At 56.5% G+C, this 18629-nt stretch carries 15 protein-coding genes; 14 read left to right on the top strand and 1 reads right to left on the bottom strand.

The genetic code is table 11. The features are described 5' to 3' along the window. Positions 1 to 176 precede the first annotated feature (176 nt). The 11 genes from LZ463_RS15440 to LZ463_RS15390 all read left to right on the top strand — a co-directional run bounded on the left by LZ463_RS15440 (position 177) and on the right by LZ463_RS15390 (position 17098). Positions 177 to 581 (top strand): response regulator, encoded by a 405-nt coding sequence (locus LZ463_RS15440; RefSeq protein ID WP_241456715.1) that lies wholly within the window; start codon positions 177 to 179, stop codon positions 579 to 581. Further along, positions 578 to 5950 carry a PAS domain S-box protein gene (locus LZ463_RS15435; RefSeq protein WP_241456714.1) on the top strand — a complete coding sequence of 1791 codons (5373 nt, stop codon included), beginning with the start codon at positions 578 to 580 and terminating at the stop codon, positions 5948 to 5950. Before LZ463_RS15440 ends, LZ463_RS15435 begins: the two co-directional genes overlap by 4 nt. Before the next feature lie 12 nt (positions 5951 to 5962). Next, the gene (locus LZ463_RS15430; protein WP_241456713.1) at positions 5963 to 6919 is read left to right on the top strand and encodes a diguanylate cyclase domain-containing protein; all 957 of its coding nucleotides are present in this window, start codon (positions 5963 to 5965) and stop codon (positions 6917 to 6919) included. A 102-nt stretch (positions 6920 to 7021) separates the two neighbouring features. Continuing rightward, entirely contained in the window at positions 7022 to 7696 is a 675-nt protein-coding gene (locus LZ463_RS15425) for a hypothetical protein (protein ID WP_241456712.1), read from the top strand. 333 nt (positions 7697 to 8029) lie between these two features. Next, positions 8030 to 9334: a M20/M25/M40 family metallo-hydrolase gene (locus LZ463_RS15420; protein WP_241456711.1), complete on the top strand. Its 1305-nt coding sequence runs from the start codon at positions 8030 to 8032 to the stop codon at positions 9332 to 9334. 231 nt (positions 9335 to 9565) lie between these two features. Continuing rightward, positions 9566 to 9715 (top strand): hypothetical protein, encoded by a 150-nt coding sequence (locus LZ463_RS15415; protein ID WP_241456710.1) that lies wholly within the window; start codon positions 9566 to 9568, stop codon positions 9713 to 9715. Then, positions 9684 to 12830, top strand: coding sequence for a hybrid sensor histidine kinase/response regulator (locus tag LZ463_RS15410; protein ID WP_241456709.1), 3147 nt, complete (start codon positions 9684 to 9686; stop codon positions 12828 to 12830). Before LZ463_RS15415 ends, LZ463_RS15410 begins: the two co-directional genes overlap by 32 nt. After that, positions 12827 to 13963, top strand: coding sequence for a response regulator (locus tag LZ463_RS15405; RefSeq protein WP_241456708.1), 1137 nt, complete (start codon positions 12827 to 12829; stop codon positions 13961 to 13963). The genes LZ463_RS15410 and LZ463_RS15405 overlap by 4 nt, the downstream gene beginning before the upstream one ends. Before the next feature lie 27 nt (positions 13964 to 13990). Continuing rightward, complete coding sequence (locus tag LZ463_RS15400) at positions 13991 to 14152, top strand: hypothetical protein (protein ID WP_241456707.1); 162 nt, start codon at positions 13991 to 13993, stop codon at positions 14150 to 14152. Positions 14153 to 14438: 286 nt separating this feature from the next. Next, complete coding sequence (locus tag LZ463_RS15395) at positions 14439 to 14915, top strand: (2Fe-2S)-binding protein (RefSeq protein ID WP_277624065.1); 477 nt, start codon at positions 14439 to 14441, stop codon at positions 14913 to 14915. After that, positions 14912 to 17098 (top strand): xanthine dehydrogenase family protein molybdopterin-binding subunit, encoded by a 2187-nt coding sequence (locus tag LZ463_RS15390; RefSeq protein WP_241456706.1) that lies wholly within the window; start codon positions 14912 to 14914, stop codon positions 17096 to 17098. The genes LZ463_RS15395 and LZ463_RS15390 overlap by 4 nt, the downstream gene beginning before the upstream one ends. 64 nt (positions 17099 to 17162) lie before the next feature. Here LZ463_RS15390 and LZ463_RS15385 read toward each other — a convergent pair whose 3' ends face one another. Continuing rightward, complete coding sequence (locus LZ463_RS15385) at positions 17163 to 17459, bottom strand: hypothetical protein (RefSeq protein WP_241456705.1); 297 nt, start codon at positions 17457 to 17459, stop codon at positions 17163 to 17165. 35 nt (positions 17460 to 17494) lie between these two features. On the opposite strand from LZ463_RS15385, the gene LZ463_RS15380 reads away from it, so the two are divergent. The 3 genes from LZ463_RS15380 to LZ463_RS15370 are packed head-to-tail and all read left to right on the top strand — an operon-like array spanning position 17495 to position 18495. Beyond that, positions 17495 to 17704, top strand: a complete 210-nt coding sequence (locus LZ463_RS15380) for a YgaP family membrane protein (RefSeq protein ID WP_241456704.1) — start codon at positions 17495 to 17497, stop codon at positions 17702 to 17704. 1 nt (position 17705) lies between these two features. Further along, positions 17706 to 18290, top strand: a complete 585-nt coding sequence (locus tag LZ463_RS15375) for an RNA polymerase sigma factor (protein WP_241456703.1) — start codon at positions 17706 to 17708, stop codon at positions 18288 to 18290. Beyond that, the gene (locus LZ463_RS15370) at positions 18280 to 18495 is read left to right on the top strand and encodes a hypothetical protein (RefSeq protein WP_241456702.1); all 216 of its coding nucleotides are present in this window, start codon (positions 18280 to 18282) and stop codon (positions 18493 to 18495) included. Before LZ463_RS15375 ends, LZ463_RS15370 begins: the two co-directional genes overlap by 11 nt. Positions 18496 to 18629 lie beyond the last annotated feature (134 nt).

Here is an 18629-nt window from a genome sequence, read left to right as displayed (position 1 = left end):
AGAGTGAAAGACAGCGCCTGACTGTCTTTCATCTGGGGACGCCCGGCCGGGAAAACGTCAGCAAGATGCAAAATACCTGGCATTGAATCCGGCCATCCTGATTGTTCTTTGCAGGAACTCAAAATTATCGTAGCATTGGTCAATCGGCTATTCCTTTTATCTTTCTGGTAATGAATATGTTCCCGGACGCGACGAACTCTTGTGGTTCCATCCTGATTGTGGACGATATTGCCAGCAATATCCACTTACTGCGTGGTGTTGTCCAGGATATGGCTGACCTGCAAATGGCAGATACCATGGTCATTTTTGTGGCGCCAAGCGAGTCTGCATCGCACGCGTTGCAGGCCCTGCGCGATGACGGCGTTGATTTTCTGCAAAAACCGCTACCTATCCCGGTCGCCCACGCCCGCATACTGGCCCACCTGCAACTGTGCCGCCTCATAGACGATGCAAAATATCAGCATGGCCCTGTGCGGTATGCACAAGTGGAGCTGCCAGCCAGACATGGGGAAGAGGGCAACCTGAATTACCGCCCGCACAATCCGATACGCCTGGCCCTGAAAGAACAGAGACTGACATGAGATTCCCCAGGCTTTTCACGTTCAGCCTGATACTGGGCTTACTGCTCAGCGGCTTGCTGGCCTGGCACCAGTCTCGCCAGAACCGGCTATTTCTGGATGGAGAAGCAAGCTACCTGACCGAGCAACTGTCCAGCCAGATCCAGTTTCAGCTACAACGTTATCAATATGGCCTGCGCGGCGCGCGCGGTGTGATCCTGAGCGTCAGTCCGGATGTGATCACGCGCGACACCTTCTTGCGCTATAGCCGCAGCCGCGACCTCAAGACTGAATTCCCTGGTGCGCGCGGCGTGGGCTTCATCCGGCGCGTCAAAGAAACCGACGTGGCGCGTTTTGTAGAAACCGTGCGGGCTGACGACGCCAGTGATTATCACGCACACCAGATGCAGCCGCATGCGGGCGACCAATACCTGATACAGTTCATCGAGCCAGAAGAACCCAACAAGTCGGCGCTGGGACTGGACATCGCCTCAGAAACCGAGCGCCGCAATGCCGCCCATGCAGCCATGCACAGCGGTGTGGCGCAATTGACCGGCCCGATCACGCTGGTCCAGCCCCAGGGTACGCTGAATCAGGCATTTCTGCTCCTGCTGCCGGTCTACAAGACAGCGGGCACCCCGTCCACTGACGAAGGGCGCATGAACGACCTGATAGGCTGGACTTATGCGCCACTGTATATGCCGGAAGTGCTGGCGGGACTTGATGCCCATGGTCACCGTGCGGAATTGCGCCTCAGTGACATGCATACGGCAGGTACTGCCAGCGTGATTTTTGATTCGGACACGACACAGCAACCCGAATTGTTGAGTTCAGTCCAGACACGCCAGATTGAAGTGTTTGGCCGTCACTGGCAGGTCGAAGTCGGCCTGCGCCCCGAATTTGTCGACCAGCAAAACCTGATACGGCCAGACTGGCTGTTCATACTGGGCGCGCTGATCAGCATCTTGCTGGCCTGCCTGCTGGAAGTCTGGCGGCGCGCACAAGAACAAAGGGAGGTGCTGATTGCGGAACAGGCGCACCTGGCCGCCATCGTGTCGAGTTCCAGCGACGGCATCATCAGCAAGACCTTGCAGGGCGAGATCACCAGCTGGAACAGCGGGGCTACCGATTTGTTTGGCTATACTGCGGCCGAAGCAGTCGGCAAAAAACTGGTTGACCTGATCGTGCCGACAGAACTACGTTATCAGGAAAAAGACATTCTGGAGGCCATCGCCCGGGGTGAAAAAGTCACGCATTTCCAGACCCGCCGCCAGCGCAAGGATGGCAGCATGCTCGACGTATCTGTCAATGTATCGCCTATCTTTGACAGTGACAACCGTGTCATCGGCGCATCCAAGACGGTACGCGATATCAGTCTTGAAAAAGAAGCCGAACAGCGCATGCTGGACATGAACATCATGCTCGAACAGCAGGTTGCAGAGCGTACCCTTGCCCTGGAAAAAGCACGCAGCACCCTGCAGACGGTGCTTGATGCTGTGCCTTCCGTCATCGGTTATTGCGACAAGGACCTGATCAACCAGGTCGCCAACAAGGCCTTTATCGACTGGTTTGGCCGGGACCCGGCAACTGTACCCGGCACCCCTGTACGCGAGCTGATCGGACCGCAAGCCTATGCCACCAGTCTGCCCTACATAGAAGCCGCCCTGGCCGGTGAAATCCAGACCTTTGAGCGCACCATGCCAAGAGCAGACGGCCAGGGTATGCGGCATGCACTGGTGCAGTACCTGCCGGATATTGAACAGGGTGAAGTACGCGGCTTTTACATACTGATGTATGACATCACCGAAATCACCAACAAGCGCCTGCAGCTTGATGCAGCCATGCGCGAGAATGAAGCCCTGCTCAGCACCATCAATCAAAAAATGCTGTCATCGGTGACGGCGGCAGATGGCACCATCCTGTCGGTCAATGAGAATTTCTGCAAGGCCAGCGGCTACAGCCAGGAGGAACTGGTGGGGCAGAACCACATCATCCTCAATTCTGGCGTGCACCCGCCGGCGATGTGGAAAAGCATCTGGTCCATCCTGGTGAAGGGCCAGAGCTGGCAGGGGGAAATCTGCAACCGCACCAAGGACGGCAGTCATTTCTGGCTGGAAGCAGTAGTCTCGCCTTTTCTTGACGCCAATGGCAAAGTGGAGCGTTATGTCGGCCTGTACAGCGATATCACACTCAAGAAAGCGGCCGAAGACGAAATCAAGCGTCTCAACATCTTGTTCAGCAATGTGCTCGAGGCGGCTTCAGAGATTTCCATCATCGCTACTGATATCCACGGCATCATCAGCATTTTCAATGCAGGGGCCGAACGCATGCTCGGTTATCGTGCGGATGAGATGGTCGGTAAAGCCACGCCGTCTGTGTTGCATCTGCAAGAAGAGGTCAAAGCACGTAGTGAAGAATTATCGGCTGAATATGGCCAGCCCATACAGGGTTTCCGCACTTTTGTGTATAAACCGGAACTGGAAGGCGCTGAAGTCCGCGAATGGACTTATGTACGCAAAAACGGCTCCCTCCTTACCGTGTCACTGGCAGTCACGGCAATCTATGATGACCAGCGTCAGCTGGCCGGGTATCTGGGACTGGCGATTGACGTCACCCAGCAACATGTACAGCAAAGAAAGCTGGCCTTCGCCAGCGAACAGCTGGTCAAGGCGGCCAAGGTTGCCGATTTGGGGGTATGGAGCTGGAACATCGAAGACGATAGCCTGGAGTGGAACGAGCGTATGTTTGACATGTACCACCAGCCCCTGTCGCTGAAAGAACACGGCCTGAATTACCAGCACTGGCGAACCCGCGTGCATGAAGATGATGTCGACGCCGCCGAAACCAATCTGCAAGAGGCCGTGGCCGGTCGTGGCATCTATGACGTGGTGTTCCGCCTGCGCCGGCCGGACGGGCAGATCCAGTACATCCAGGCCGGTGGCCTGGTGGAACGGGACGAACAGGGCCGCGCCACCCGTGTAACCGGTATCAACCGCGACATCACCGCCCAGCGCGAGCTGGAAACCCAGTTGCGGCTGGCCAAGAAAAACGCTGACGATGCCAGCGCCGCCAAGTCACGCTTCCTGGCAAACATGAGCCATGAAATCCGCACCCCCATGAACGCCGTGCTTGGCATGCTGCAACTGATACGGCAAACCCAGTTGACCAGCCGCCAGCAGGACTATATCGTCAAGGCGCATACGGCAGCCAAATCCCTGCTGGGTCTGCTCAATGACATACTCGACTTTTCCAAGATTGACGCCGGCAAGCTGGAACTGGACGCGCACCCGTTTGAGTTTGAAGAACTGATGCGTGACCTCGGCGTGGTCCTGTCCGGCAACCAGGGTGACAAAGACGTCGAAGTCATGTTTGACCTGTCGCCGGACATACCAGCCGTGCTGGTCGGCGACCGCCTGCGTCTGCAACAGGTCTTGTTCAACCTGGCTGGCAATGCCTTGAAGTTCACCCACGAAGGCCATGTCGTTGTCAGCGTCAAGCTGCTGGCACTCAGCGATGCTGAAGTCAGCATACGTATCGCCGTCAGCGATACCGGCATCGGTATCAGCAAAGAACAGCTGGCCCGCATCTTCGACGGTTTTGTGCAGGCAGAAACATCGACCACGCGCCGCTACGGCGGCTCAGGCCTGGGCCTGGTCATCAGCAAGCGCCTGATCGCCATGATGGGCGGAGAATTGCAGGTCGACAGCACGCCGGGTGAAGGCAGCCGTTTTCATTTTGACCTTCGCCTGCCGGTCAGCGATGCACGCCCTGCCGTACCTGACAGCAGCCCGGCCATGCAGGATTTGCGCATATTGCTGGTGGATGACAATCCCGTGATTGCAGACATCCTGCTGCATACCATCAAAGCCATGGGCTGGCATGCCGACCAGGCGCACGGCGGCCACCATGCAGTGGCGATGTGCGCCATTGCACTGGCCAGCGAGCGCCCTTACCAGCTGATACTGATGGACTGGCGCATGCCTGACCTTGACGGTCTTGCCGCCGCCCGGCAGATACAAAGCCTGACCGACTCGCACGACGCCCCCATCATTATCATGGTCAGCGCCTATGGCAGCGAGATACTCAGTGAAACCAGGGGCGGCACAGCGGCGCCATTTTATGAGCTGCTGACCAAACCTGTCACACCACAGCAATTATTGCAGTCCGTACAGCGTGCCGTGTCCGGTACGCCAGCGGCGACTGAAGCCCTGTTGCCGACACCGGCCGGAACCCGCCGCCTGGACGGTATCCGCCTGCTGGTGGTGGAAGACAATGCACTGAACCGCCAGGTCGCCTTTGAACTGCTGAGCAACCAGGGCGCTATTGTCGAACTGGCCGAAGGCGGTACCGAAGGCGTCGCCAAGGTCACAGGCAGACAGCGTGAATATGATGTCATCATCATGGACGTACAAATGCCCGACATGGATGGCCGCGAAGCCACCCGCCACATACGTGCTGATGGCCGCTTTGCCAACCTGCCGATACTGGCCGTCACCGCCGACGCCGCACCGGCAGACCGGGACGCCTGCCTGGCCGCAGGTATGAACGCCCATATCGGCAAGCCGATAGACCTTGAGACCATCGTCCCCGCCATCCTGCAATTGCTGGGGCGCAATGAATCGCCACCTCAACCGCAGCAAGACCAGGCGCGACAACCACCCAAGCCAGGGGTCATAAGCAGCCAGGCCGGGCCAGAACTGGCTGCCCTGCGGGCATCGACCAACACCGATACCGATACCGACACCTACGCTGAGATTGAAGAACTGACCACCGTACTGAAACGCTTTTCCAACCAGTTCCCCATGTACCAGAGCATCTTCGAGCTGTTTGAGCCGGAAGTCCATCGCCTGCTCGGCAACCTGATCGTTGCCATCCGTCAGGTCGACAACAATCATGCCAAGGTGGCCCTGCATTCGCTCAAGGGAGTGGCGGCAACCGTAGGCGCCAGCGGCCTGGCCAGGCGGGCGGGCGAGCTGGAAAGCATGCTCAAGTTACATCCTGAGAGGGCCGTCAACAGCATGTTCAGCGACAGCACGGTGACCGAACTGCGTAACCTGCTCGACAGCAGCCTGGTAGCGTTGAATGCCGCCACCCAAGCTTACAAGAGCTCCATGCCCCCCACAGCGCCGGTGATGGCGACAACAGCAGCATCAACAGACATCATAGCGCAAGAGCCGCAAATGGCAGATGCAACAAGCAATATCAAACAGGAATTGACAGCCCTGTTACCGCTAGTAAAATCAAATAACCTGAGCGTGCTTGATAAAATGGACGCCTTGTATAGCCGGGCCGGCGAGCAAGACAAACAAAAGTTGACACTGCTGGTGAAACAGATCAATGCCCTCGATTTTCCATCGGCAGCGCAAACCATCACCACCTTATTAACAGATTGAGGGAACAGTTTCGTGAAGACCAGTCTCAATATCTTATTCCCTGACGCTTTCAGAGCAGATTCGCCGCGACCGCGCATTTTGCTCGTCGATGACCAGATGATCAACATATTGACGCTCAATGAAGTGTTCAAGGAAGATTGCGATGTATTCATGGCCACCAATGGCGAGCATGCACTGGAACAGGCCGCATCCCTGCTACCCGACGTCATATTGCTCGACATCGTCATGGATGGCATGGATGGCTATACCGTCTGTGAAAAACTCAAAAGCAATCCGCTGACATCAGGCATACCGGTGATTTTCATTACTGCCCACTTTGACGAAGTCGACGAGGTGCGCGGCTTTGAACTGGGCGCCGCCGATTTCATCCACAAGCCCATCAATGCCGTCATCACCAAGGCCAGGGTCAGCAACCAGATCGCCCTGAAACGCCAGACCGACCTGCTGCATTCCATCGCCCTGATCGACGGCCTGACCGGCATCGCCAACCGCCGCCAGTTCAACCAGGCCATACAGGTACACTGGCAGCAGGCCAACCGCGAAAAATCCGACCTGTCGCTGATCATGATAGATGTCGATTATTTCAAGCGCTATAACGATCACTATGGTCACCCGGAAGGCGATGAATGCCTGCGCCGCGTCGCCCATGCCATCAAGACCAGCCTGCAACGCCCGTACGACCTGGTGGCCAGGTACGGCGGCGAAGAATTCGCCTGCGTCCTGCCCAAGACCGCCCCCGACGGCGCCGCCTTCATCGCCAGCCAGATACAGACCAGCGTACACGGCCTGGCAATACCGCACGCAGAATCCGGCGTCAGCCCCCATGTCACCATCAGCATGGGCGTGGTCACCACCATCCCCGGCAGCGTCATCGACAACACCGCCGACCTGATAGAAGCGGCCGACAAGCAGCTTTACCAGGCCAAGAAAGATGGCCGGGCGCGGGCTTGCTTCATTGAGCTGAAGTAAGCTGAAGTGACCTGAATCAGCACAAAAAGTAATTAATCACTGTTATTCTGCCTGTCTTATCACAGACAGGTATAGGGGCATCATCCCCCAATTACGACAACCATGAAGAAAATCAGCGAGCTATTTCAGCCCGGTGCCGACTGGCAGCTTGACAAAGAAGATGGCAACATCGCCTGTTACAGACACCCTAATGGTGACATGTTATCCATCAATTTCTTTGCACTGGTCCCGGATATTGACGCTTCACTTGACGACCTGTCCGCATTGAGAAATTATTACCGCAAGATGTCAGAAGCAGGTGGGGCCGGTTTTATCGAACTCGACACCTTGCGCATCTGCGAAATAGCGGCCATACGCAGCATTATCAAAGTGCGCATGCAGCCCAGCGGGTTGGCATTTATTGGCGCGATCACCCTGCCGTTCAGCGACCGCTCATACGTCATCAAATTTCAATCCCTCGAAGGCAACCCGACTGGCATGCGTGAAACCGTCGTCATGGCGAATGGTGATTTTCATTTTGATGAAGAAACGGGCAAGATGAAGAACTGGATGCGTGATCCTTATGACCCTGTGCACGAGGCAGATTTCATGCGCAATGCAGCCGATGACGAAAGTCATGACAGCCTGTTTCCCGATCATCCCCTGAGCCGGGTACGCTTCTATCTGCGCGATATACAACAGACGCTGACAGTCGCCAGTGAAATGCAAACCCTGCCCGCATTTATCTACCGTCAAGCTGAGTCTTTAAAAAAACCATGGTGGAAGATATTTTCTTGACAGGACTTACGCAAACCGCCCCAGCTGTGTTGCAGCTTACCGTACTTTGCGGTTCGTCATACCCGCGCAGGCGGGTATCCAGGCCTGATCAGCCTCGCCCGCCTTACTGCCTGCCCGATTGATCAACGATGGATTCCCGCTAAAAGCAGGCGGGAATGACGGTTTGGTGTGCATTGTGTTCATTACCCTCTCCCTATTCAGGAACGGCTTTATCCGCAAGCCGCCGCAGGCAAGTGCGATGATGCTGATGTCCATACATTCACCCAGCAAACCCGCAAAAAACCATGTACATTCACACCTCATCACTGATCAAACCAGCCTGAGGAAAACGCCATGTTGACCAAACCACGAATCACCCTTGCCTGTCTTGCCGCCCTGCTTTGCAACGCGCCTGCACAGGCACGCGAGCTGTCAGCGACCGAGCAGCAAATCATCAATGCCATCAAGGCGCGCTCCGAAGCGGCGCTGCAATTGCTGGAGCGCAGTGTCAACATCAATAGCGGCACGCAAAACCATGCGGGTGTACGTGAGGTGGGCAAGCTGTTCCGCGCTGAACTGGATGGCCTGGGTTTCAAGACCAGCTGGTCGGACATGCCAGCCGCCATGAATCGCGCCGGGCACCTGCTGGCAGAGCGTGAAGGCACACAGGGTAAACGCGTGCTGATGATAGGCCACCTGGACACCGTCTTTGAAAAAGACAGCCCGGTGCAATTGTGGGACAGGCAAGGCAACCGGGTGCGCGGCCAGGGCGTCAACGACATGAAGGGCGGTGACGTCATCATGATAGAAGCACTGCGCGCCCTGCATGCCATGGGCGCACTCGACAACACGCGCATACAGGTCATCTTTTCTGGTGATGAAGAAAGCGTGGGCCACCCCACTGCCATCGCCCGCGCCGACCTGGTCAATGCGGCCAAACGCAGCGATGTGGCCCTGGCCTTTGAAGGCACGGCGCTCGATAAAAATGGCAATGCCACCGGCACTGTCGGCCGCCGCGCATCGGGCGGTTTTGTGCTGGATGTGAAGGCAAAGCAGGGGCATTCTGCCGGCGTGTTTGGCTACAACGGCTATGGCGCTATTTATGAAACAGCACGCATACTCAACAGCTTTCGCGAACAATTGATCGAACCCGACCTGACCTTCAACCCTGGCAACATCCTGGGCGGCACAGAAGTCAGCTATGACAGCCTGGGCAGCAGGGGCACAGCCTTTGGCAAGACCAATGTCATCGCCCCCAGCGCAGAAGTCCATGGCGACCTGCGCTACATCAGTGCCGAGCAGGGACAGCGCGCCAAAGACCGTATGAAAGACATCGTCAGCAAGAGCCTGCCCGGCACCAGCGCTGCCATACGCTTTAGCGAAAACTACCCGCCCATGTCGCCCACCCCTGGCAACTATGCGCTGCTGGACCTGTATTCCAAGGCAAGCAATGATGCCGGCCTGGGTGAGATCAAGGCTTTCCCTCCTGGCGAACGCGGCGCCGGCGACATCCAGTTCGTCGCGCCCTATGTCGACAGCCTGGACGGCCTGGGCGCCACCGGCAGGGGTGCGCATTCGCCTGACGAAGACCTCGATATTTCTTCGATAGAAAGAGCCACCATCAGGACTGCGATTTACCTGTACCGCCTGACACGCTGAATGACGCCGGGAGGGGCGCAACAATACCAGGGGCAACTGTTCAATTCTCAACACCGATCCCTGATGTGCGGTCAGTGGACTGCCTTGCAGTTCAGCTTGTATTATTGAGATATCATTTCTACAATGGTTAAAACCTGTATTGCTCAATATTTAACGCGAAATTGACGTAAATCTGCATTTTCCGGGGAAATTGCGGGCATACTCGGTATCGCAGGCTTGACCGGCCATGCCATGGATGGCGCCCGTTATGGCAAACAGGGTTGCTGCCATTCCACTGATGCTGTTGCGCTGATCGCCTTTGTCGTTGATGTAATGAAAAATTGCAACATGCTCAACCTGGGAGGCAAGGGTGCAGACACAAAGGCCGCAACTGATGGTTGATGGGGATTATGTCTTCTTGTCGACAATGCCTGCGACACCAGCCCAGCGCCGTCTTGCCCTGGGCACTGTAATTGTGTCCACCCTGCTCTTCGCGATGGCGGTGCCGTTCGCCAAACAGGCGCTGACACCGGTCTGGGCCTTTATCCCCGCGTACCAGGCTGCGCTGATCGTCAGCGACCTGGTCACGGCGGTACTGCTGTTTGGCCAGTTTGGCATCTTGCGTTTCAGGGCGTTGCTGATACTTGCCAGCGCCTACCTGTTTACTGCCTGCATGGCAATCGTACACGCACTGACTTTTCCCGGACTGTTTGCCGCACAAGGTGTTCTGGGCGGCGGGGCGCAGACGACCGCCTGGCTGTATATGCTCTGGCATGGCGGCTTTCCCCTGCTGCTGATTGCCTATGCGCTGTATCAAGACCGCACAGGGACGGCGGCATCATCCCAACGGCATCCCGCTCTTCTGGTACTGGCGAGTGTCATCACCGTCATGCTTGCCGTGTGCGGGCTCGCCCTGCTGGCGACGGCCGGGCATGGCTATTTGCCCAGCATCATGCAGGGTAACCGCTATACGCCGGTCATGCTGCTGATTGTCTCCAGCGTCTGGGTACTGAGTTTGACAGCGCTGCTGCTGTTATGGCGGCGACGTCCCCATACGGTGCTGGACCTGTGGTTGATGGTGGTGCTGTTGTCCTGGTTGTTTGACATTGCGCTGTCAGCCATGCTCAACGGCGGGCGTTTTGACCTGGGTTTTTATGCTGGCCGTCTGTACGGGCTGCTGGCTGCCAATTTTGTGCTGATCGTATTGCTGCTGGAAAACGGCATGCTGTACATACGTCTGGCCCAGGCGCATGAAGACCTGCGTGATGCCAGGGATGTCGCCGTAAAGGCAACGCAGGCCAAGTCGATGTTTCTGGCCAATATGAGCCACGAGATACGCACGCCCATGAACGCCATCATCGGCATGTCTTACCTGGCCCTGAAGACGGAGCTGACGACCAGGCAGCGCGACTATGTCGGCAAGATCCACAATGCAGGCACATCTCTGCTTGGCGTCATCAACGACATCCTGGATTTTTCCAAGGTCGAGGCAGGCAAGGTGGAAATCGAGTCACTTGATTTCGCCCTTGATGATGTGCTGGAACATGTTTCTTCGCTGGTCGCAAAAAAAGCCACGGACAAGGGACTGGAGCTGCTGATCGACGTCGCCCCTGGTGTACCGCAGTACCTGGTGGGTGACCCTTTGCGGCTGGGGCAGATACTGACTAATCTGCTCAACAATGCCGTCAAGTTTACCGAGCAGGGCCAGGTCTCGATCGTGCTGCAGAACCTGGGACAAGTCGGCAACAAGCTGCAACTGAGTTTTGCCGTGACCGACACTGGCATAGGCATGAACGAGGCGCAGGTGGCGCGGCTGTTCCAGGCGTTTACCCAGGCCGATGGATCAACTACGCGCAAATACGGCGGGACCGGTCTGGGCCTGATGATTGCCAAGCGTCTGGTGGAACTGATGGGGGGCGTCATTGATGTCGACTCGCAGCCTGGGCGTGGCAGCAGCTTCAGCTTTGCGATCTGGCTGGAGCTATCAGCAAAGTCCCAGGAAAAACGTGCGGTGGTGCCCGAAGACATCAAGCGTTTACGCATGCTGGTGGTGGATGACAATTCATCGGCACGCGAAATCCTGACGACGCAGTTGAATTCGCTCGACTTCGCCGCCAGTGCCGTCACCTCTGGCGTCGATGCCATCACGGCTGTCAAGCATGCTGAACTTGATCATCCTTTTGACGTGGTATTCGTGGACTGGCAAATGCCAGGGCTGGACGGGATCGAGACAGCAAAGCAACTGCGCATCATCAGCCCGCGGCTGCGCATCGTGCTGGTGACGGCCTTTGGCAGGGATGAGTTGCGCGCGCAAAGCGAGCAGGCAGGGATCAACGCCTTCCTGGTCAAACCCGTCAGCCTGTCCTCATTGCTTGACACCGTGCTGACCCTGTTCGGGCAGCAGGTCAGCACACCGTCCCCGGCAGTTCCCCTGGCCGAATCGCAACCCAGCCTGGCCGGCCTGAAACTATTGCTGGTAGAAGACAACGAGATCAACCAGCAGATTGCGACAGAGTTACTGACAGGCGCCGGCGCAGAAATTGACGTCGCTGCCGATGGCCAGCAAGCCGTGGATATGCTTAAAGCGGCAGGCCCGTCAAGGTATGATGCCGTATTGATGGATGTGCAGATGCCTGTCCTCGATGGCATAGAAGCCGTCAAGCTCATACGTGCCGATGCGCGCTTTGCCGACCTGCCCATTTTTGCCATGACAGCGCATGCCCTCGATGTAGAACGTGAACGTTGCCTGGCAGCCGGCATGATTGATCATATCGTCAAGCCGCTTGATCCGCCGCTGATGTTCCAGACCCTGGCGCGCTGGCTCAAATTGCCCGACCAGTCCGGCAAGGCAGTGACTCCGCCAGCCAGCGGCGGCAGTGACAGTCGGCACAATGACAGCCACATTAAAAACAAGGATAGCCCCCTGTCTGAGATTGAAGGCCTGGACCAGGCAAGCGGCCTGCGACATACCGGCGGCAATCGCATACTTTACGAAAGTCTGTTAAGGCAATTCATGGACAAGGAAGCGGATGCAGTTGCGCGCCTGTCCGCAGCGTTGCAGGCAAATGACAGGCAAACTGCCGAGCGCATTGCCCATACCATCAAGGGTGTAGCCGGTTCAATCGGGTTTCGCCGTCTGCAAGCCAGTGCGGCAGCGGCCGAGCATATCCTGCGGGTCTACGGTACAACAGGTGATGAACTGGATGCCTTCAAATCCGAACTTGGCCGCTCTCTGGCAGCACTCAATGACGCATTTGGCAAGCCAGATCATCCGGCGCACATTGCAGATGGCGATGCCGTCCTGCATCTGCACCGTCTGACCAGCCTGCTGGCTGCCAATGACGGTGAAGCAGTTAGTTACTTCCTGGAACATGCACCTGCCATCAGCACCTTGTTTGTCGGTGAAGATTTTAGCGAATTCAATCGCAATGTGACCAATTTCGATTTTGTCGCGGCGCTGGAACAATTACGGCGCAAGAGCGCCGAACCCGGTACAGTCTTGCAGGAGGACTTATGAATACCAGCTATGCTGATGGCGAACGCAAAACCTTGCTGATCGTTGACGATACACCGGAAAATCTCATCCTGATGACAGGCCTGCTCAAGGACAAGTATGCGGTCAAGGTCGCCAACAGCGGTGAACGGGCGCTGGAGATCATCGCCAGCCAGCCGCTGCCGGACCTGGTCCTGCTCGATGTCATGATGCCAGGCATTGGAGGGCTTGAAGTGTGCAGGCAACTCAAGAATTCTGCCCTGACGGAAGACATTCCCGTAATCTTCCTGACATCCATGGCTGAAATGGAAGATGAACAGGCCGGCTTTGATGCCGGTGCCGTCGACTACATCATCAAGCCAATTTCGCCTGCCATCGTCCATGCGCGTGTGAAAACGCACCTGAAGCTCAAGGCTGCAGCCGACTTTCTGGCCGACAGGAACAGCTTCCTGTCACAGGAAGTTGAACGGCGCACCCGCCAGGTGCAGGTGGTGCAGGATGTCACCATCATGGCCATGGCCTCGCTGGCCGAGACACGCGACAATGAGACCGGCAACCATATCCGCCGTACCCAGCATTATGTGCGCCTGCTGGCACAGAAGCTGCAAACACATCCGCGCTTTTACGAAGTACTGGATGATGACATGATAGAAGCATTGTTCAAGTCTGCCCCCCTGCATGATATCGGCAAGGTTGGCATCCCCGACCGCATCCTGCTCAAGCGGGGCCAGCTCACGCCGGAAGAATTCGAGATCATGAAAACCCATACCATACTGGGGCGGGACACCATCGCCGCTGCCGAGCAGATGCTGGGCACATCCAGCAACTTTTTGCGTTGCGCACTGGAAATTGCCTACAGCCATCAGGAAAAATGGGATGGCAGCGGTTATCCATTAGGCCTGTCCGGCGATAACATCCCGCTGTCAGCCCGCCTGATGGCGCTGGCCGATGTCTACGACGCCCTGATCTCGCGCCGCGTCTACAAACCCGCCCTGCCGCATGAGCAGGCGGTGGACATCATCAAAGAAGGCAAGGGCCGCCACTTCGATCCGGACATCGTCGAAGCCTTCATGAGCATCAGCGATGAATTCCAGAAGATAGGCAAGCTGTATGCAGACAGCGAGAACGCGGTGGAAAAGAAACTCAGCATCGCCTGAGCAGCGCGGCTGCCATCAAGAATTGCCGTGCAAACGGCCGCCAGCCCGCCCCCCTGCCTCGCCAGCACTGACAAGCTCGGCGCTATCGGCAGTGATGCGCACTCACCCGATGAATATCTCGATATTGCTTCGATAGAAAAATCTTCGTCAGGATTTGACGTGGTCAGTTTTTTTCATGGCCCTGGTTGAAAATTGTCGCTAGTACAAGACGATGTGATTCAACATACTGTGACCTCCCTATAAAGATCAGGACTTACGCAAAATTGTCCCGGCAAGGCTAAGGCTTTAGGAAACAGCCCTTGCAAGGGCTGTTCGTTATGTCGGCAGACAACATGTTGTCTGAAATCCCGACTACACCGCAGCGACGAAGACAGTACGAATAGTACCGAATTTGCCAAATGCGGGAGCTGCAACGCAGTCGGGGCAGTTTTGCGTAAGTCCTAAAGATCAAATACACAGATCAGGAGGAAAATAGATGCTGATATCAATTTCAGTAAACGGTGTTTCACACAGCGCTGACGTTGAGCCGCAAACTCCCTTGCTTTGGGTGCTGCGCGACAATCTGGGACTGACGGGGACAAAATACGGTTGCGGCATAGGCATATGCGGCGCCTGTTCTGTTCAGATAGACGGGAAACTGCAGCGCAGCTGCACGATTGCCGTCAGCGAAATCGGTGACGCCAGCGTAGCAACGATAGAAGGGCTTTCGGCACACTCCAGATATCCGCTGCAAAAGGCCTGGATCGCAGAACAGGTTCCCCAGTGCGGGTATTGCCAGTCGGGGATGTTGATGGCGGCAGATGCACTGTTAAAACAGATTCCATCGCCGAATGATGAACAAATTGATGCGGCAATAAGCAATTTGTGCCGTTGTGGTACCTATAGCCGCATCAGGCTTGCCATCAAGCGCGCGGCCAGGGTCAGAGGTGAGCGTCACGGAGCTACGGTATGAGTCTGACGAATACCGGACGCAGGCTATTTCTCAAGAGGGTTGCAGCCGGCGGGTTGTTGATTGCCATTCCTGGCGCGGCGAAAGAGTTTGCGGCAGCGACTGGAAAATTCAGCTCAACTGAATTGCGTGGCTGGATACGAATTGGATCAGACGGAATAGTGACGTTCTTGTCCAATACGAGCGAGCTTGGACAGGGCACAGGTACAGCACTGGCGCAAATTATCGCCAACGAATTGGATCTTGACTGGAATACCGTGCGTATTGAGATGGCGCCTATAGAGGCGCGCTACTTCAATCCTGGTTGGGATGAGTATGCAACGTTCGGTAGTGGCGGGGTTGCCAATCAGTTCGCTCCGCTCCGCAAGGCAGGTGCTCAGGCCAGGGAAATGCTGGTGAGTGCCGCTGCCAGGCAATGGGGTGTCAGTCCGGATGAATGCGATACCAAAGCCGGTGTTATGTGGCATCAGCCCAGTGGACGAAGCAGTCAATATGCCCAATTGGTCCAGTTGACGGCAGATCAACCGGTACCTGAGAACCCCCGATTGAAGCCGCGAGAGCACTGGAGTCATATAGGGAAAAGCCTGGCCCGTCTGGATTTACCTGCCAAGGTTGACGGCGGCGCAATATACGGCATTGACGTCAGGGTGCCCGATATGTTGCTGGCTACAATCATGCAATGCCCCCAGTTTGGCGGACGTGTCAGAAGTCTTGACGCACGGCCAGCCCTGGCGAAACCGGGCGTGTTACACGTCATGGACCTTGGGGATGCCGTGGCTGTCGTCGCAGACAGCTTTTGGCGAGCCAGGCAGGGCCTGGATGCACTGCAACCACAGTGGGACTTGTCACAGGCAAGCACACACAGCACACCCCAGTATATGGGTATGCTGCATGAAGCTGTCAGGCAGGACGGTGCACTGTATGTTCCTTCGTCATCCAGTTCAGAACAGGTACTTGACGCCTATGACAAGGCAATGCGTAGTTCTGTGGACATGCTTGATCAGGATTTCAGCGTGCCATTTTTGGGGCACGCCACCATGGAGCCCATGAATGCCACTGCCCATGTGACGGCGCATTCAGCCGAACTCTGGCTACCGACGCAATCCCAGTCCGCAACCCAGGCTGCCGTGGCCAAGGCGCTCGGCATGCCAGCCAGCGCAGTAACGGTGCACACGACACTGGCTGGCGGCGGTTTTGGGCGACGAGAAGAGCTCGATTTTGCACTACAGGCGGCACAAATCTCGAAACGCTGCGGCGCTGCCGTAAAACTTATCTGGAGTCGTGAGGAAGATACCCGGCATGATTACTACCGCCCTGCTGCCGTCGTCAGATTGCGGGCCGGTGTGGACCAGCACGGTATGCCTGTCGCCTTGCGAATAGACAGCGCGTGCGAGTCTTTGTACGAGTATACCCATCTGGGGGAATTTCGTGCGGACGCGAAACCAGTTGACACATCTGCCGTTGGAAAGCTGCCAAACTACTACCAGATAACAGCCATTCAAATGCGTGTAACAAGCGTTGACGCCGGGGTACCTGTGGGTTTCTGGCGATCGGTTGCCTCATCTCAAAATGTGTTCGCCTATGAAAGCTTGATTGATATGCTTGCCCACCGTGCAGGGCGTGATCCATATGCCTATCGCCACGCCCTGCTGCCTGTTGGGCGTGAACAAGCTGTGCTCGATAAAGTCGCCGACATGGCGCACTGGCAGAAAGCCCTGCCACAAGGACACGGCAGGGGTATTGCGCTGTGTCGTGCCAATGGCAGCAGTATTGCCACTGTGGTCGAACTGAGTGTCAATGCGGAAGCCGGCGTGAAGCTGCACAAAATATGTACCGTGATTGATTGCGGTGTGGCAGTCAACCCGCAGAATATCCGGGCACAAATTGAAGGCGGGGTGATTTTTGCCCTGTCCGCCGCGTTCTATGGGGAGATCACCATTCAAGATGGCGCAGTATTACAGTCCAATTTCCATGATTACCGCCTTGTTAACCTGGCCGATATCCCCGTCATTGAGGTAGCCATCGTAGAAGGTGCGGACACGCCGACCGGTGTTGGTGAAGAAGCTGTCGGACCACTGGCTCCCGCTTTGACAAATGCACTATTCGCCGCTACCGGACAGCGTATAACGTCGTTGCCACTTTCCAGGGCCGGATTTAACCTTCTCGCAGCGCGAACTCCTGTGTGACTTTTACATAGCTGCATCCCCTCGATGCCACCAACGACGACAGCATCAAGGGAACAGGCAATGCTTACGGATAAATCGGATCAGAAGTCCAGTTCGACCACGACATCGTCGAAGCCTTCCGGCTCATCAGCGATAAATAAAAGAAGTCACGACTACCCGACAGAGCACATCCCCCCGTAGGAGCGGCTTCAGCCGCGAACAGCCCGTACAGGGAAATCACCGGCATCGCATGACGGGACAGCCAGGCTTTCGCGGCGGAAGCCGCTCCTACGATGTCACAGGGCACGATCAGACAAAACCGGTAACCGACGGCAAACAAGTTTTTTTTCGAAAGGCTGAATCCTTTTGCGTGGATGAGCACTCTGGCACTGTATCATCCACCAAGAGGAGTCTGTCATGTTCTATCTCAAACGCAATCTGCCCCACTGGGAACGCGCCTTGCGCATTATCGCTGGTCTGCTGCTGGCCTGGCTGGCCTACAGCGGCAAGGTAAGCGGCATGTTGAACTGGCTGCTCATTGCCAGCGCCGCCACCATGATCTTGACCGCCTTTGCCGGTTTTTGCCCGGCCTGCGCCATGGCCGGACGTAAATACCTGGATAAATGACATGAACCAGCCCAGACAACAATTACTGGAAGCAGCACAGCAAGGGGATGCACAAGCCATCACCGAATTGCTGGCCGTCTGCCAGCCTGACCTGAAACGTTTTGCCCGCCGCACCTGCTCCAACGCCGAGGATGCTGAAGACGCCGTGCAGATAGCCCTGTGGGCGCTGTACCGCAAGGTAGGCGCACTGCGTTGTGTGGCAACCTTTGCCACCTGGATGTTCCGCATCGTTGAGCGTGAGTGCTTTCGTCTGTTCCGTATCAAGAAATACCACGATGCCCTCGATGAACTTGGCGAAGGCGACATGCCCGTAGCCGCCATGGTGCCGACCGACTTGCGGCTGGACCTGGTGCGTGCCATGGAAGGTCTGTCTGCCCCCTACCGCGAAGTGCTGATACTGCGTGATGTACACGAACTGACCGCGCCCGAAGTCGCCGCCCAGCTTGGCCTGAGCCTGGAAGCCGTCAAAAGCCGCCTGCACCGCGCCCGTACACAGGTGCGCCAGCAATTGCTCAACAGCGGCTACTGGATGAAGGATGGCGCGCCTGAAATACCTGAGCAGAATGGAGGCAGCCATGTTCTGTAGCACCTCCATCACCCAGCACCTGCTGCGCGGCCTGAGTGCGCTGACCCTGTTGCTGGTCGCCTTCGCCGTACCTGACCTGGCCACCATCTGGCAGGCACTGGCAGTGATCACCGCCCTTGTACTGATGCGCGGCTGCCCCGCTTGCTGGCTGATGGGGCTGGTTGAGACCGTATATGAGAAGCGCAAGAAAAATGACAGTCCATAACTACAATCAGCAGAACATACACGCAGGTCAAACAGATAAATCTTAAAAATAAATCTTAACGTCCACGACTGGCAATCTGTAAAAGGGATATTTTTACAACGTTTTCTCAATTAACGAAACGCTATTCATATTTA

This window comes from Undibacterium paludis, assembly GCF_022568815.1.
In the GTDB taxonomy this organism is placed as follows: domain Bacteria; phylum Pseudomonadota; class Gammaproteobacteria; order Burkholderiales; family Burkholderiaceae_D; genus Undibacterium.
The sequence above is the reverse complement of the archived record's forward strand: the minus strand, read 5'-3'. Positions and strand labels throughout refer to the sequence as shown.

Excerpts from the sequence above, each read along its gene's own strand:
- LZ463_RS15425 (WP_241456712.1), top strand. The coding sequence starts at position 7,022 with ATGAAGAAAATCAGCGAGCTATTTCAGCCCGGTGCCGACTGGCAGCTT.
- LZ463_RS15370 (WP_241456702.1), top strand. The coding sequence starts at position 18,280 with ATGTTCTGTAGCACCTCCATCACCCAGCACCTGCTGCGCGGCCTGAGT.
- LZ463_RS15440 (WP_241456715.1), top strand. The coding sequence starts at position 177 with ATGTTCCCGGACGCGACGAACTCTTGTGGTTCCATCCTGATTGTGGAC.
- LZ463_RS15405 (WP_241456708.1), top strand. The coding sequence starts at position 12,827 with ATGAATACCAGCTATGCTGATGGCGAACGCAAAACCTTGCTGATCGTT.
- LZ463_RS15375 (WP_241456703.1), top strand. The coding sequence starts at position 17,706 with ATGAACCAGCCCAGACAACAATTACTGGAAGCAGCACAGCAAGGGGAT.
- LZ463_RS15395 (WP_277624065.1), top strand. The coding sequence starts at position 14,439 with ATGCTGATATCAATTTCAGTAAACGGTGTTTCACACAGCGCTGACGTT.
- LZ463_RS15435 (WP_241456714.1), top strand. The coding sequence starts at position 578 with ATGAGATTCCCCAGGCTTTTCACGTTCAGCCTGATACTGGGCTTACTG.
- LZ463_RS15415 (WP_241456710.1), top strand. The coding sequence starts at position 9,566 with ATGGATGGCGCCCGTTATGGCAAACAGGGTTGCTGCCATTCCACTGAT.
- LZ463_RS15390 (WP_241456706.1), top strand. The coding sequence starts at position 14,912 with ATGAGTCTGACGAATACCGGACGCAGGCTATTTCTCAAGAGGGTTGCA.
- LZ463_RS15380 (WP_241456704.1), top strand. The coding sequence starts at position 17,495 with ATGTTCTATCTCAAACGCAATCTGCCCCACTGGGAACGCGCCTTGCGC.
- LZ463_RS15420 (WP_241456711.1), top strand. The coding sequence starts at position 8,030 with ATGTTGACCAAACCACGAATCACCCTTGCCTGTCTTGCCGCCCTGCTT.